The 14,996-nt window shown below is 42.4% G+C and carries 10 protein-coding genes and 1 other RNA gene; 9 read left to right on the top strand and 2 right to left on the bottom strand.

Annotation, left to right across the window (positions count from 1 at the left end; translation table 11 throughout):
- Nucleotides 1–455 precede the first annotated feature (455 nt).
- The 6 genes from smpB (at nt 456) to LSG31_RS03010 (ending at nt 9,481) form a co-directional block, all read left to right on the top strand.
- Nucleotides 456–929, top strand: a complete 474-nt coding sequence (smpB, locus tag LSG31_RS03040; RefSeq protein WP_347437935.1) for an SsrA-binding protein SmpB — start codon at nt 456–458, stop codon at nt 927–929.
- Nucleotides 930–1,309: 380 nt separating this feature from the next.
- Nucleotides 1,310–1,694: a transfer-messenger RNA gene (gene ssrA, locus LSG31_RS03035) on the top strand.
- A 504-nt stretch (nt 1,695–2,198) separates the two neighbouring features.
- On the top strand, nt 2,199–4,118 hold the full coding sequence (locus LSG31_RS03030; protein WP_347437934.1) for an IS701 family transposase: 1,920 nt from the start codon (nt 2,199–2,201) through the stop codon (nt 4,116–4,118).
- Between the two features lie 1,272 nt (nt 4,119–5,390).
- Nucleotides 5,391–5,699: a hypothetical protein gene (locus LSG31_RS03025; protein WP_347437933.1), complete on the top strand. Its 309-nt coding sequence runs from the start codon at nt 5,391–5,393 to the stop codon at nt 5,697–5,699.
- Complete coding sequence (locus LSG31_RS03020) at nt 5,692–6,015, top strand: hypothetical protein (RefSeq protein WP_347437932.1); 324 nt, start codon at nt 5,692–5,694, stop codon at nt 6,013–6,015. Before LSG31_RS03025 ends, LSG31_RS03020 begins: the two co-directional genes overlap by 8 nt.
- Before the next feature lie 1,234 nt (nt 6,016–7,249).
- On the top strand, nt 7,250–9,481 hold the full coding sequence (locus tag LSG31_RS03010) for a TOTE conflict system archaeo-eukaryotic primase domain-containing protein (protein ID WP_430734262.1): 2,232 nt from the start codon (nt 7,250–7,252) through the stop codon (nt 9,479–9,481).
- 444 nt (nt 9,482–9,925) lie between these two features.
- On the opposite strand, the gene pdxR is transcribed toward LSG31_RS03010, so the two are convergent.
- Nucleotides 9,926–11,356: a MocR-like pyridoxine biosynthesis transcription factor PdxR gene (gene pdxR, locus LSG31_RS03005; protein WP_347437929.1), complete on the bottom strand. Its 1,431-nt coding sequence runs from the start codon at nt 11,354–11,356 to the stop codon at nt 9,926–9,928.
- A gap of 132 nt (nt 11,357–11,488) precedes the next feature.
- Here pdxR and LSG31_RS03000 point away from each other — a divergent pair, with 132 nt between their 5' ends.
- The 3 genes from LSG31_RS03000 (at nt 11,489) to LSG31_RS02990 (ending at nt 13,815) form a co-directional block, all read left to right on the top strand.
- Nucleotides 11,489–11,908 carry a DUF2000 domain-containing protein gene (locus LSG31_RS03000; RefSeq protein WP_347437928.1) on the top strand — a complete coding sequence of 140 codons (420 nt, stop codon included), beginning with the start codon at nt 11,489–11,491 and terminating at the stop codon, nt 11,906–11,908.
- Between the two features lie 54 nt (nt 11,909–11,962).
- Nucleotides 11,963–13,285 (top strand): APC family permease, encoded by a 1,323-nt coding sequence (locus tag LSG31_RS02995; RefSeq protein WP_347437927.1) that lies wholly within the window; start codon nt 11,963–11,965, stop codon nt 13,283–13,285.
- Nucleotides 13,286–13,629: 344 nt separating this feature from the next.
- The gene (locus tag LSG31_RS02990; protein ID WP_347437926.1) at nt 13,630–13,815 is read left to right on the top strand and encodes a hypothetical protein; all 186 of its coding nucleotides are present in this window, start codon (nt 13,630–13,632) and stop codon (nt 13,813–13,815) included.
- A 961-nt stretch (nt 13,816–14,776) separates the two neighbouring features.
- Here LSG31_RS02990 and LSG31_RS02985 read toward each other — a convergent pair.
- On the bottom strand, nt 14,777–14,995 hold the full coding sequence (locus LSG31_RS02985; RefSeq protein WP_347437925.1) for a universal stress protein: 219 nt from the start codon (nt 14,993–14,995) through the stop codon (nt 14,777–14,779).
- Nucleotide 14,996: the final 1 nt, after the last annotated feature.

Genomic DNA, 14,996 nt, shown 5'->3' with positions numbered 1-14,996 from the left:
CAGACGAGCATATAAAGATAGAGCTTATGAATCAATGCAAGAACATCATTCCAAAAATAGTATCTCGCGTGAAACGTGATGGGCTATCTTTTGATGTGGTTTATTCTGGTGTCATATTCATTTAAGATGAAATATGATCGATAAAAAATACTTCTTGAACATGCACTTAAACCTGCACTTAAACCATGAACATGTACTTGAGGGATATGTGAACGTAAGTTTGACAAAATGGGATATATTGCCGAGGGAATAGAATATATGATATACTAATAGTTACACATTATCTGATTTTATGAACTGTTTGGGATGAAAGCGGTGTTGAATGTTTTAAGTAGTATTGTGTGTTGAGCAGTATGGCTGTATGTTTAAAGTTTTGTTGAATGGCACATGTAGAGTGCAGACAACCTAAAATCAGATGGATGGCAGTACAAGTGTTAGAGCAAGGAGAGTGCATCATGGCGAAAAAGAATGATGGTGAACACGTATACGCACAAAACAAAAAAGCCACACACGATTATTTTATCGAAGAAACGTATGAGGCCGGGATTGTTTTGACAGGTACGGAAATCAAGTCCATTCGTCATGGGAAAGCGAATCTAAAGGATAGCTTTGCACGCGTGCAAAATGGAGAAGTATTTCTTCATAACATGCACATCAGCCCATTTGAACAAGGAAATCGTTACAATAGGGATCCTTTACGGACTCGCAAGCTGCTTATGCATCGCAAAGAAATTGCGAAATTGATCGGATTGTCCAAAGAAAAAGGATATACCTTGGTTCCGCTAAAATTGTATCCCAAAAACGGATACTGCAAAGTTTTGCTTGGCATCGGAAAAGGGAAGAAACTTTTCGACAAACGTGAATCGATTGCAAAGCGGGATGCGGCACGTGAAATCGAACGAGCATTTCGAGATCGGCAGAAAATGTGATTTTCGAAAAAATGGGTGAATGGAACGGATTAAGAATCTGTAGATTAAAAATCAGAAAGATTATAGGCTTCACCTGATCCAAGATTCACTTTATCCGGAAAAGTAACAAGTTCTGAACGCATACGAATTAACATGCGATTTATGGAATTGATTTAGTTGGTTTGTTTGATCTAATTATTCAGCTTTTTAACACAATTTCCAACAGATTACGTCACATATTCACGTCAAAATGTGTTATAGTATTTTTGTTGCCGCGAAACAGCAAGAAAACAGCAAGAAGGTTGCTTTCAGGCGGCAATTTGTCATTGCAAAGGATTAGTTAAACTTTAGTTTTGCTCAACTTATCATGTCAACCTTAGCGTTCTAATTTTCTTATACATGGGGGCGTTTTTGGATTCGACGGGGATTGTTTGAGCATAGGTGGCGGGTCGTGGGGCTGCGAGGCCACGTAAAAAACGCGGACTTAAATTAAACGCTAAAAACAACGTAGTTTCTTTCAAATCCCGTAACGCGGGGCTTGCGTTAGCTGCCTAACATCAGCTAATCCGTTATTAGCATCATCGCCCATGTGGTGCTGGTAACGTCACTCTAGTGGGATAGTCGATGGTCTCTGCTCGTGGACCACCGATGAAACTTGCGCGGGCTAGCCTGAAAGACAGCGTGTCATGCCGCGGCCTGATGGCGAATCTCAAGTAGTATGACTACACCCGTAGAAGCGTATGTAGCAAGGTCTTCGGACAGGGGTTCGACTCCCCTCGCCTCCAAGAAAGTACGAAACTATTCGCACTTTCTTGGAAGCGAGGGAGCGGCTTAGACAGATTTGAAACACTGAGTTTGCTGCAATCAACACGAGGTATTCATACAGGAGATCAAAAGATTGATGAATCAAAGTGGCAAAAATTTATTAACTTATTCAATTGTATTTGGCAAAGGAAAATCAACGATTTCCCATCTGTCTTTTTCTATTTTCACAATTGATAACAATTCAAGAAAAAGAAAATCGAATTTTCGGTGGTAACTCTATTTTGCGAGATACGTCGTTGAACAGGGGAATTCTCAACAGACCGAAGAAGCCCAAATTCACCTTGGATGAACTAAGGAAAATCTTGAAAAATTAGATTTGCGTGAATGGGGAACTGTCGAAGAATATAACAAAACAATCATTAACACTACAACGTAGTCTAAAAACGGTAGACAAACTCCTGAAATTAGTGTATGCTGAAAGCGGGATTCGGTCGTTGGGTACATCAAAGACAGGACGGATGCAGCATGTACGATTACTGGACAAACCAGCAGCCTATTGTAGGGAAGTTGAGAGACTTTCAACCTCTTTCATTCGTCTTGGTTAACGGAACCGAGGATGAAAGCGTCTGGAACCATATGGTTCGTACATGGCATTATCTTGGCTATGACAAAATGATCGGTCCCAGAATCAAGTATCTGGTGCTGTTTAAAGACATGCCTATCGCCGCAATTAGCTTTCATCGTGCTTCTTTAAAAATCGGCGTAAGGGACAGTTATTTGGGTTGGGGAGAAACTGGAAGACTTAATCTTCTCAATCATATCGTCAACAATAACCGTTTTCTCATTCTGCCTTGGATTCGCATTAAGAATCTGGCTTCTCATATCTTATCACAATCTCTTCGCCTGCTTCAGTGTGACTGGCCAAGGATTTATGGCGATCAACCCTATGCCGTGGAAACCTTCGTAGATTTTACTCGCTATCAAGGCACCTGCTACAAAGCCGCCAACTGGCGATACTTGGGTGAAACTCGCGGCTTTGGCAAGGTGGGGAAAACCTTTGTTTATCACGGCAACCGCAAAGGGGTTTTCTTTTACCTGATAAATCGCAAACTGCTGCAACTGATTTCCCAATATCCTCTGCGACCGAATCCCAATTTGGAGCGCGTGAGGTTATGGGATATGATGCTAAGTACGCCTGATTGGAGTCCGGATTTGTTTACCGAGGCCGGATTAAATGAACAATCTGTCGCCGATTTGGGATCTGCTCTGTCCGAGTACCTGAATCGCTATTCATCCTGCTTTTCTCGCAGTGATCAGCAGCAAAACGGCGGAACCTATATCAAAGGGCTGCTTAGCGACCTGGATCGCAAAAGCATCGAACCGATTGCCTTGCGGTATGAAGATGAAAAGGCAGTTCGCACGCTGCAGCTCTTTCTTAAAGACGCCCCGTGGGATGACCAGCAAATGAAGCGAACCTATCAGAGCAGGGTCTGCACTATCGCAAACGATCCAAACGGTATGATTACAATAGACGGCTCCGATTTTGGCAAGAAAGGAACCAAATCTGCAGGCGTCTGGCGACAATATTGCGGCAGCAAAGGGAAAGTCGAAAACTGCCAAGCTGGCGTATTCATCGGTTATTCCGGGATCGGCGGCTACGGTTTGCTGGACGCCAGGCTGTATCTGCCCGAGGCGTGGTTCGATGGTGAGCGCAAGGCGTACTGGTCATCATGCGGCATTCCGGAAACAACTGAGTTTCGCACCAAGCCGCAACTTGCACTTGAAATGATCCAGGAATCCGTAAAACATCACGCTTTCCAGTTCAAATGGATTGGTTGCGATGGAGCTTTCGGCTGCGATGCCGAATTTCGGAAAGGCCTGCCTGAGTCCGTCTTGTTCTTTGCGGATATCCACAGCAATCAGCGTGTATTCCGGGAACGTCCGAACTGGGCGCTGCCAGAACGCAAAGGTCGCGGGAAACCGCCAACCAAGCTGGTTCCTTCTGTTCCGGCCGTCCCGGTCTCTTCCCTTGCACAAGATGAATCTTTGCCCTGGGAAGAAATTGTATTAATGGAAGGCTCCAAGGGACCGGTGCGTACGTTGGTCAAATATTGCCGTGTTATTGAACTGCAAGATGGCAAGGATGGTGAGGAGCTCTGGCTCTATATCCGCAAGTATGAAGATGGACGGATCAAATACGCTGTTTGCAATGCTCCAGAAGACATCGACGTCCGCGAGTTGCACCATGCCGCAACCTTACGTTGGCCAATCGAGCAAAGCTTCCAAGAGTGTAAAAGCTTTCTCGGAATGGCTCATTACGAAACGCGATCCTACATAGGCTGGCATAGGCACATGTTGCTCGTGATGGTTGCGCATCTATTTGTATTGGAAGTACGCAAACAGTTTCAAAAAAAAACGAAAACGGCGACAGCCATTCCATCTTGACAATGCGGCAAGCATTGATCCTAATCATAGCCGCGCTAACACAAGACCCGTCCGCCATCAGAAAAGCGGTGCGGGATGTTGCGTATTACCAAAAATCAAACGCCAAAGCCTACCGTTCACACAGAAAAAAGCGTCATAAAAGTACCGCTTGAGTGGTCAAAATAGACTACGTTGTAGTGTTAAAGAAATGGATGAATTGTCGCCTATACGTGAGAGAGTAAATAAGTGCCTTCAGTGAAACCGAGTAGATTTATAAGCGATCTGATTGACAATAGGGCCTTTGACCGAGGTGAAATAAATACTATCAAAGATAATTTGATCGCCATTCCTGATGCCGATGGTCAGGATATTCATTTCGCAAGACCCATTGTGATTTTGTATGATATTCCGTTAAATTCTTCTCCTACATTTCCAACCGTTATTGTCGTCCTATTATCGCATGAAATATAGTTTGATTAATCATGCGATCTTTTATTGAAACCTGAAGAAGGAAGCGTAAGAAAAGAATGTTTGGCTAGGTTTGGATTAATCCAACCTGTTCTTAAGATTGATTTAGTTAGCCCGAAATGTAAGTTAAGTTGGTTGGCTATACTTTGGCAGTTGCGTTTCGGTCACTTCAGGAATTGCGGCAATTACTTCCGCTGTATCTATGCAGCTTCCATACTCGGTTCCGCTGTCTGTTTTTTGCGTTCTCATGACCTGTTTAATCAATTTGCGTGGTCTGAGAGAATCAGCCAACTTCCAGATGTATCCTACCTACATTTTATATTGGGCATGTTTGTGTCAGTTATAGTGGGATTTTACCATCTAGTGGTTTACGGGGGTGGTATGCTCCAGCAGCACCTTTATTCGCGTTTCCAAAAGGTTTGACAATTTTTCTTATTCTCCGGGCTTTTGCATCAGGATGTACTTCTTTGACCGGAGTTGAAGTCACATAACATTGATTTGGCTAGGTGGCATCCTCGGTATCCTTTTTGACGGATTCATTGGATTTTAATCAATTTTATCTGTCGTTTTTTATTTTCCGCTCACGTTTTTCTTTTATCCCGCCGATCCATGCCAAGATACAAAGCGTTAGCGTGTATCGGGGTCGAGGAAGTGGGGTTTTGGGCGGCAGGGTGCTTTCTCCGGACGGCTAAGACCCTATTTCCTCAGGTGCGGTGGGCATTCTTTTGTCATGTCAAAGCGGGCGGGAGGAGTGTTCGCTTCTATGTTGGTGAAAATTTTCTTATCCTCAAAAATCGTTTATAATTAAGATGGTGGTGATACAATATGAAATTCATTACTCGAGAAATTCTTGATAAATACGTTGGGGACAAAGAAATAATTGAAGAAAGTGTTTTGATTCGTCTCATGAAGGAAGAGTTCGGGAGAACGATTCCGAACGAGGAAGAGTACGATTCGGATAACTTGGCTGAAGATCAAAGAAAACGTATGACAAAAGCTATTTCTGAAAATGTTGAGATTTTGAAACAGATCAAAAATGCGAAAATTAAAAGGTCTGCACAAGGGCTTTCTTCGTACAGTGAAGATGAGAAAGAGTTCGACCGTTTGGTTCATGAGGTAAACAAAAATGGCTGATAGATACAAAGTTCTATGGAGCGACGATGCAAGACGCTATCTAGCGACACTTAAAAAGTTTTTAAAGAAGGTAACTCCGCAGGAGATATTTAAGAAATCAAAATATGTTTTAAGCGAAGCCCCGGAAAAGAAAGGGGACATCGTTCACTTCCCGGGTTTTGAATACGACGATTATTATTGGATAATGCTCAACAATGTAATCATTGTGTATGACGTGCTCGAAAAGGAAAATGTTGTTCTGGTAGAAGCATGTTTTTACGCCAATACGGGAATATCCGCTTATGTATTTTGGGGGATCGACCCGGACGAAGATTAACACCGGATTAGTGTTTTGATTTACGCTTCGTTATTCGGTTTCTTGATTACATATCTCTTCTTTATATTTATCTTTTTTGTATAGTACATTAGTTAGATAGACCATTTTTAATTTATCTTCATTTCTTCGAATCACGAATCTTGATTTTTCCACTAGAGTGAGCGGATTGTTTCAAATAGTTTGACGGATGTGGCAAAAGTAGTCTTCGTATCCTGGCTCCTCGTCTCTTTATACTTCGTTTCCTATCCATCGACTCTTATGGATACGAGGAAGCACTCCTCCTACTGTCCGTCAAAGAACCTCCGCCGCACTATGATTTAACGACTTACAATACCTGGGAATATCAAGCTGCTATCTATAGGAGGGCTAAAAAGTCAAGTTTGCCATCCTAACCGCCAATTAAAATTATGCATTTTTTTGAAAATACAGTATCAATTTGGGATTGATGAGATCGAAATCGAAGGGAATAAAGTCAAAATATATGATCGAGAAAAAACGATCTGTGACATTATCCGTTATCGGGAGAAAATTGGCATTGATATTATGAAGGAAGGTCTGCGTAATTATCTACAAAGACCAGAAAAAAACATAACAAAACTTGTGAACTGTGCTGAAAAATTGCGTATCAAAACAGTTCTTCTAAAATATCTTGAGGTGCTATTGTGATGGGCGAAATAAAAAATATTCCTGCTTCTGTTGCAGAAAAATTGAAGAACACGGGACAAAATTCGAGAGAGCCAGGTCAAAGGACTTACGCTTTTATCACTTCTATTCAATTGTGAGGTCGAGTTGTTCGAGATGGTTAGGGATGATAAGAATCATGTGACTGAACCATCAGTGTGGACGTTTGGCGTTTGATCGGGTAACCTCTCCATTTTGGGTTCCGTATATGTCGTACCAATTGTAAGTGGCTCTCTTCAATTTCTGCTGCTCCGCCAATTCTATCCACCGCGTGTACACATATCACGAAATCAGGTACTATAAAAATAAAATGATCCTGATAGGGAAAAGCAATAAAGGGTGTAAACATGATCGACTATGAGGAACAACTTCAGGAAGCTTTAATGGAAATTCAACGTTTAAGGGAAGAAAACGCAAATCTGAAAAGAGAATTATCAAAATTCGCAGGATTAGGTTCATCTTTACCTATAGAAGAAACTGCTTGTTTTTCTCCCGCTAAAGTCGATAATATGGATCAATCGCAAGAATTTAACAACAACTCGGTGGTTCATAAATATTCGTCATCTTCCGAGAAAATTTTTTATTTCGCAACCTATTCAAAGGCCGCCAAGATGTTTTCCCAGTCCGTTGGGAAAACAAATCCGGGAGGTCTGGCTACTCACCGGCTTGCGGAAATGAATGGACGGATATTTGCAAAAAACCGCACGTAAAATGTTCAGAATGCCCACACCAAAATTTTTTGCCTGTAACGGATGAAGTCATTCGTCACCATCTCGAAGCTAAAATCAACAGGACGATTGGTGTATATCCCATGCTGCCCGATGAGACCTGCTGGTTCCTTGCAATCGATTTTGATAAGCAAAACTGGAAAGATGATGCACTGGCGGTTATGAGTGTCTGCAAGGAGCTTGGCGTTCCTGCAGTTTTGGAGAGGTCGAGATCGGGACAAGGTGGTCACATTTGGATCTTTTTTGAGGAGGCTATTGATGCGGGATTAGCCAGAAAACTGGGATGTGCACTTCTAACCCAAACCATGGAAAGAACAAATCAAATTGGCCTACGATCCTATGATCGACTTTTTCCCAATCAGGATACACTCCCAAAAGGGGGGCTGGGGAATTTAATCGCCCTCCCATTGCAAGGGGTTCCCAGAAAGAATGGAAATAGTGTCTTTGTCGATGAGCATATGCAACCTTACGCAGATCAATGGCAGTTTTTATCTCAAATTAAGAAAATGAGCAAGAAACAAGTTGCCGAATTTGTAAAAGAAGCGGATAGAAACTTATCTATTCTTAGCGTAGGTTATTCCGATCAAAATTACAATGAAAAGCCATGGGATCAGAGAACGCAAGTCCTAAAAGAGAAAGTTATTGAGGGGCCGCTTCCGGATAAAGCAACTATCGTTATTTCAAATATGATATATATGGAGAAAAGTGATCTGCCACCCATCTTAATCAGCCAAATCTCACGTCTGGCGGCTTTTCAGAACCCAGATTTTTACAAGACTCAAGCGATGAGGCTCCCAACATACGGTAAGCCGCGAGTGATCAGTTGCACGGAAGAGTTTCCAAAACACATTGCACTTCCGAGAGGTTGTTTGCAAGAAATCTTGGATCTATTAAACACGTATGCAATCAAACCAATCATAAGGGATGAACGCACAACAGGGATCCCGATTCATGCAACATTTACTGGAACTCTTACAATGGTACAAGACGCAGCCACGAGAGCGATTTTGACGAAAGAGACAGGGATCCTATCAGCGATTCCGGGTTTCGGAAAAACGATTGTCGCCGCATCCATTATTGCACAAAGAAAAGTCAACACATTGATTCTTGTCCATAGGCGAGAACTCATGGATCAATGGAATGAGCGGCTTAGTATCTTTTTGGATACAGAAAAGAAACATATCGGTCTTATCGGCGGCGGAAAGGAAAAACGTACCGGACAGATCGATATTGCTGTTATACAGAGCTTGAACCAAAAAGGGATTATCAAAGAATACATTAATGAATATGGACAAATCATTGTAGATGAGTGCCACCATATTTCTGCCTTCAGTTATGAGCAAGTATTAAAGAAAGCCAAAGCGAAATATGTTCTTGGCTTGACTGCAACCCCGATCCGACAGAATGGGCATCATCCCATTGTTTTTATGCAATGCGGACCGATTCGGTTTTGTGTGGATGCAAAGTCACAGATAGCCACACGAGGAATGGAGCATAGAGTTATACCAAGATATACCCAATTTCGTTTATCACCGCAAGTTTCCAGTCCTGGAATACAGGATATTTATCAAATGCTGATTGATGATGAAGCGAGAAACGAAATGATTTTCGATGACTTGTTAAAATGTTTGGACCAGGGAAGATCACCCATTCTTTTAACTGAGCGCACTGCGCATGTTGAGTATTTTCAAAAGCGACTTGAGAAATTTGCCAAGAACGTTATTGTTTTGCGCGGAGGAATGGGCAAGAAGGAACGTGAGCAACTGCGCCAACGAATTGCGAACGTTCCGGATCACGAAGAACGAGTGCTGATTGCTACTGGAAAATTAATTGGTGAAGGATTCGATGATGCACGTTTGGACACGCTGTTTTTAGTTTACCCTATCTCTTGGAAGGGAACTTTACAGCAATATGCTGGGCGATTGCATCGTTCGCATGTAAACAAGAAAGACGTTCAAATATACGATTACGTCGACTCTCAGGTTCCGGTACTGTTGAGCATGTACAAAAAAAGAGTTAAAGGCTATAAAATGATGGGATACACGGGTGTTGAATAGATTCAAGAACTATACTCAGGACGCTCTATACGCATAGAATCAGGATGATCTGCCGTTGAAAAAGGGGGCTTTCCTTACGAATCGACAAGAATTGCAGAAAAAGGTCCGGCACACGGTTCACCAACTGTATGGGAAAAAGGGTATGTGTGCCCGCAGGATTTATTGATAAAGATGGATAAGATCTCCCCAAAGCTGGTAGAAGAATGGAGGCTTAGAAGAGTTCCGTATTTGGAACGGGTCGTACGGGGGAACTTGTCGCAGATGAACTTCATCCCAACTAAGCTCCATGAAGTTGCAAGAGACCTTGAATTAAAGTGTACATATACCGTTGATGCTAAGAATATTTCATCTTACAAAGACAACAGGGATTCATGCCGGGAAAGATCACGGCTTTAGTGTGGCACTTGAATCTTAAAATTAAACTTGCTGGGCGTAGGCGGGAACTTAGCAAGTGTTTTCTCGCCTATTGTTCTGGTTTTGCACTGATATTGCCTCATACATCCTACGAACGCCCTCTTCGATTTTTTCCACTGATAAATTGCCATAGCCAAGAATGCTTTCATTAAGGCGACGGCCCTTCTTGATAACATGAGCTTCAACCGGATACACCTGAACCCCGTGTGCGTTCATTTCCTCCAACACGCAGTTGGTGAATTCAATTCCTTCAAATCGTGCCACAAGGTGCATTCCCGTTGAGTCACCGAAGATCTGCACTTTGTCGCCGAACGTAATCTTCAGACTCCTTACTAACGTATTCCGGAGGTTTCGGTAGATTTTCTTCATCTTCGAGACGTGACGGTCAAAGTGTCCATCCTCAATAAACCGGGCAAGGATCAGTTGGTCTATGGATGGAGTGTGGAGGTCTGCTAACCATTTCAACTTTCGAACTTGCTCTATTAAACTCCAGGGTAAAACCATGAATCCGATTCGAAGGGAAGGAAGCACCGTTTTACTGAATGTACCGAGGTATACGACACGTTTGGGATCCAACCCTTGCAAGGAACTAATGGGTGGGCCTTCGTACCTGTACTCACTGTCATAATCGTCTTCCACGATAAAACAGTTACTCATTCTTGCGAATCGAATCAGGTCGATCCGTCGTTTGATGGGTAGCGTCGCGCCAAGTGGAAATTGATGGGACGGCGTTACGTACACGAAGGCAGGTTTACAAGTAGGGGGGATTTGTTCCGTTTGCATTCCGTTTTGATCTACAGGTATTGGTTGCAAGGAAAAACCGTGTGAAATAAAAATGGTTTGAACTTCGTGTGTGATGGGATCTTCCACAATCACCTCACGCCCTTCGGCGGCAAGCAGTTTTGCAACGATCGATAATGCCTGTGTCGTGCCGGAAGTGATCACGATTTGATCGGGGTGGCAGGTGACTCCCCTCATTCGAAGAAGATACTTGCTCAAAGCCTCTCTTAATTCCGGACGACCTTCCGGTTTATCATAGCACATTGCGGTTTCAGGCAAATCCACGCATACCTTAGACGAAAGTCTTCCCCAAAGCTTTTTTGGAAAGAGGTCAAGGGCAGGAATGCCAGAGCGAAAGTCAATCATGTCTTTTTGATACGCCGGTTCTTGTTTCGTTTGCTCTAGTAAAGGTGCGTAAAAATGTTCTTGATTCAAATGTGCTCCGTGCGTGATGAAAGTTCCGGATCCTTGCTTTGCTTCAATAAATCCTTCCGCCAAAAGCAAATCGAACGCTTCTAAAATTACATTTCTCGATACTTGAAGTTCGGATGCCAATTCCCGAGTACTTGGTAGGCGCTCGCCTCCGTGAAGTTCACCATGCAAAATTTTTGCTCGTATTTCGGTATAGACCTGACGAAACAATGGAAGGTCGGAATTTCTGTCAATCGGTAACCACAGCATAGATTATCAACACCTTATAAATGGTACTGTCAAAAACAATTGCTACTGGCACTACAGGAGAACCACTTGTAGTGCTATTGTAATTCTCAGGATATTTCAAGTCAATTTCACAAAAGGGAGGACACGGAAGAAATGGAATTGAAAGAATCGAAATGTGTGATGGTGATAGATGAAGAATTACCTCTTGGGCTGATTGCTAATACGGCAGCTGTCTTGGCCTTGACTCTTGGCCAAAAAATTGAGGGCATCATTGGTCCGGATGTGTATGACGGAACAGGATACTTACATACTGGAATCACCACGATTCCCATTCCTATGTTGAAAGGAACCCGAGAGAAGATCAGAGAAATGCGGGAAAAACTGTACACAGAAGAATTTTCCGATCTGTTGGTTGTGGATGTTACAAATGCCGCTCAAACGACAACAACTTACGAGGACTATACAGAAAAGATTTCTTTGTACGGCGATGATTTGCAGTATGTGGGGCTTGCCATTTATGGCAAGCCGAAAAAAGTCAATAAATTAAGCGGAAGTCTACCGCTTTTACGATGATGGGATGAGGGGAATAGGGATGTTGATTCATTCCCACGAAGAAAGGGTGTTAGGATGGAACTCAACAGAAGACTTGGGTGGAAAGAGGCAACTGCGCTTGGTATCGGTGCCATGGTCGGAGCAGGGATCTTTGTATTGAGCGGTGTGGCAACCGGGAAGGCAGGACCCTCGGTGATCGTTTCGTTTATTTTGGCGGCGATTTTAGAGATTCTTCTAGGATTGTGCTATGCGGAATTGGCATCTAGGTATCCAAGGGCCGGTGGCTCCTATGAATATGTTCGAGAAACAATGGGACCTCTCATGGGAACCTTAATTGGATGGTCCTATTGGGGGGCGTGGCTTGCTGCCAGCAGCTTTGTTTCACAAGGATTTGGTCACTATTTGCATTCTCTCATTGGCGTTCCACCCATCTTGAGTGCCGTGATTCTCCTGCTGATGTTAGGTGTTCTTAACATCTTGGGAGTCAAGTACAGCGGTATTGTACAAGTTGGGATCGTTGTCGTTGAGATTGTGTTGTTGGTGAGCTTTTTTCTTCTTGGATGGGCACATGTGAATTATGCTCTGTTTACACCGTTTGCTCCCAACGGACTTGAAGGAATCGTGGGTGCAGCTTTGGTTGGATTCCTTTCGATGGTAGGTTGGGATGGAATTGTCGCCGCCGGTGAAGAAATTAGAGACCCGAAACGTACAATTCCGAAGGCCATTTTTTCATCGATTGTGATTGTTCTAATCTTGTATCTTGGCCTGCTGTTTGTATCGGTGGGAGTGGTTCCGTGGCAAGAACTTGGTGCATCTACGGTCCCGGTTGCACTTGCCAGCCAGCGGTTTTTGGGGAGTTTTGGACCGCTTCTGGTTAACATTGTGATTGTCATTGCGCTTCCTGCTACAGCGAACGCTTTCATCCTGTCGATTTCAAGAACGGCTTTTGCCATGGGACGGAACGGCTTATTGCCCAAGATCCTTTCATTCGTACACCCACGTACGGAGACGCCGGTTTGGTCGATTGTGCTGGGAGTAGGGATTCAAATAGCGTTCACGATTTTTAGTTCCATCAATTTTGCTGTATCAGCAACTGGATTTTTATATCTGTTGACATTCATTTTTACGATGGTTGTATTCTTTATTTCCAGGCGAAAGGTGATAAGTCAAGAGAGAAGCGACCAATTCCAAGTTCCCTTTTATCCGTTTACTCCACTTCTGGCTCTTGCAATTTGTATTGTATTGCTGATTCCAGTTGGAGGCTCTGGAGTGTTTGTAGGATTGTTATGGATCTCTCTTGGGTTCGGGCTCTATATAGTTCGTTACAAGAAAATCCTTCAAATTGAGAATCGAAAGATGATAACGAAACAAAAGCTGGATGTTCCATTTGTTAAATAGCAATGCACGGAGAATGATACAAATGGTTTGATATAAGGAAAAGTACAAAAATGGTCCCACAATGAGACTGATATGTGGCTGCACAACTGAGTCCACTCTAGGATATTGGGTTCATAAATGGTATAATTAGGATGTCGATATTGATTGTTGCCATTACAGGTTCAATCCCTGTTCTCCCCTATTTGAATGCCATTGTGACACTTCCTCAGCATAACCAGTAGGGATTTGCGATTCGCGTTAATTTTTTAACTATGGGTGTCACCAAAGTCTTAGGCTACTTTTTATCTAAAAAGAAGTGGTTACGATACTGTCTCGGAGCTTTTTGAAAAGGCTCTATATAAATTTTGAATGATGATTATTTTATTGATGAAGTAGCAGTCATTGATCGTTTTGGCGATTCCAAAATCGCTATGAAGCGTTATTATGAATTGCATCGAGTGGAACCGTACAAAGAGTATGGATTTTTTCATACATCCCGCACAAAATTGCAGCTTCGTCAGAAATGGTCGGGCGTACAGGGGCCAAGATGAATATGGATGTAACGTATGGTTTGCCCTTTGTTGAAGTAGCGATTTGCTTTCGAAATAAGGAACTTCAATTGAAAAATGTATGAATCGATACTGGTTCGGCGGGAACTGTTTTTAACTCAGATGCAGTGGTAATAGGAGGTTATGAACGATGGAGAAAATTGTGATTAAAACATGGTGCTATACATTTCTCTTGACACTCTCTTTGAGCATCATCTTTATTCCGGATTCTTTTCATTCCACACTAGATGGTACTACGTACACTCTTCCTCTTCGTGAATACATTTTCGATGTGTTACGTAGATCCTTGTCAATAAGCCTAATCATTACTGCAATTGTTACTGCGATACTTTTGATACGTAAAATTCGTAAATAACGGAATTAGTTACATATCAAGAGTTGTCTAAGAAATATACCAATGTACTGCCAAACTCTACATTTTTATTTGAGTCAATTTCATAATCCTGAGCCCTTATCTCGTTCATTATTGTTATACATTTTCTGAATCAAATTAATTAGTTACTTTGACAATATTTCTACAAGTTCCGCGCCTAAAACAGCTAAATTTAGTATAAGTTCACTTTACCTAATTCTAGTGCTAGTTTAATCATATCGAAACATTTATAATTGTAAACCACTTTTTATACCAAAGTAAACTAATTTTATGCTATAAGAGGATGTTCAAAAAGTAGTCAAAACTCCACGGCGGATTGCTTTGCCGAATCCCAAAAAGGCTTACTCATGTACCAAACACGTACACTCCGTCGCCTTTTCGTGCTTCGGCTTTGCACTCCTTGTGTCTTACTTAACCACTTTTTGAACACACACTATAATGAAATTACTGGACAGTGAAAAGTTCTTTATGGAAAATTAACCCAATCAAGCGAAGGTATGATATCCTTAGGTGTCCACACCAAAAAGGAGATCAATCGCTGAAAGGGTTACATTCGTTAATTTACTCGATTCATTTGCTATTTGCAATACCATGGTAAAATGTTTCGATTCTATTTTGTATCACTTTCGTCCTTGCTTCTCCAGAGGGGCCGCTTACCATGGCGTCCCTGTCTGTAACATAAAGTATGGTAAGTGTAGATTCTGGCCATACCCTTAAGTGTTCTACAGCCTTATCTTGTGCAGCTTCAGACGCTTTAGATCCGTCGGTTGCAAACAATACTTTTTTCATT

Origin of the sequence: Fodinisporobacter ferrooxydans, from assembly GCF_022818495.1 — a bacterium.
In the GTDB taxonomy this organism is placed as follows: domain Bacteria; phylum Bacillota; class Bacilli; order Tumebacillales; family MYW30-H2; genus Fodinisporobacter; species Fodinisporobacter ferrooxydans.
Note: the sequence above shows the minus strand (reverse complement) of the source record. Positions and strands in the feature narration are given on the sequence as shown.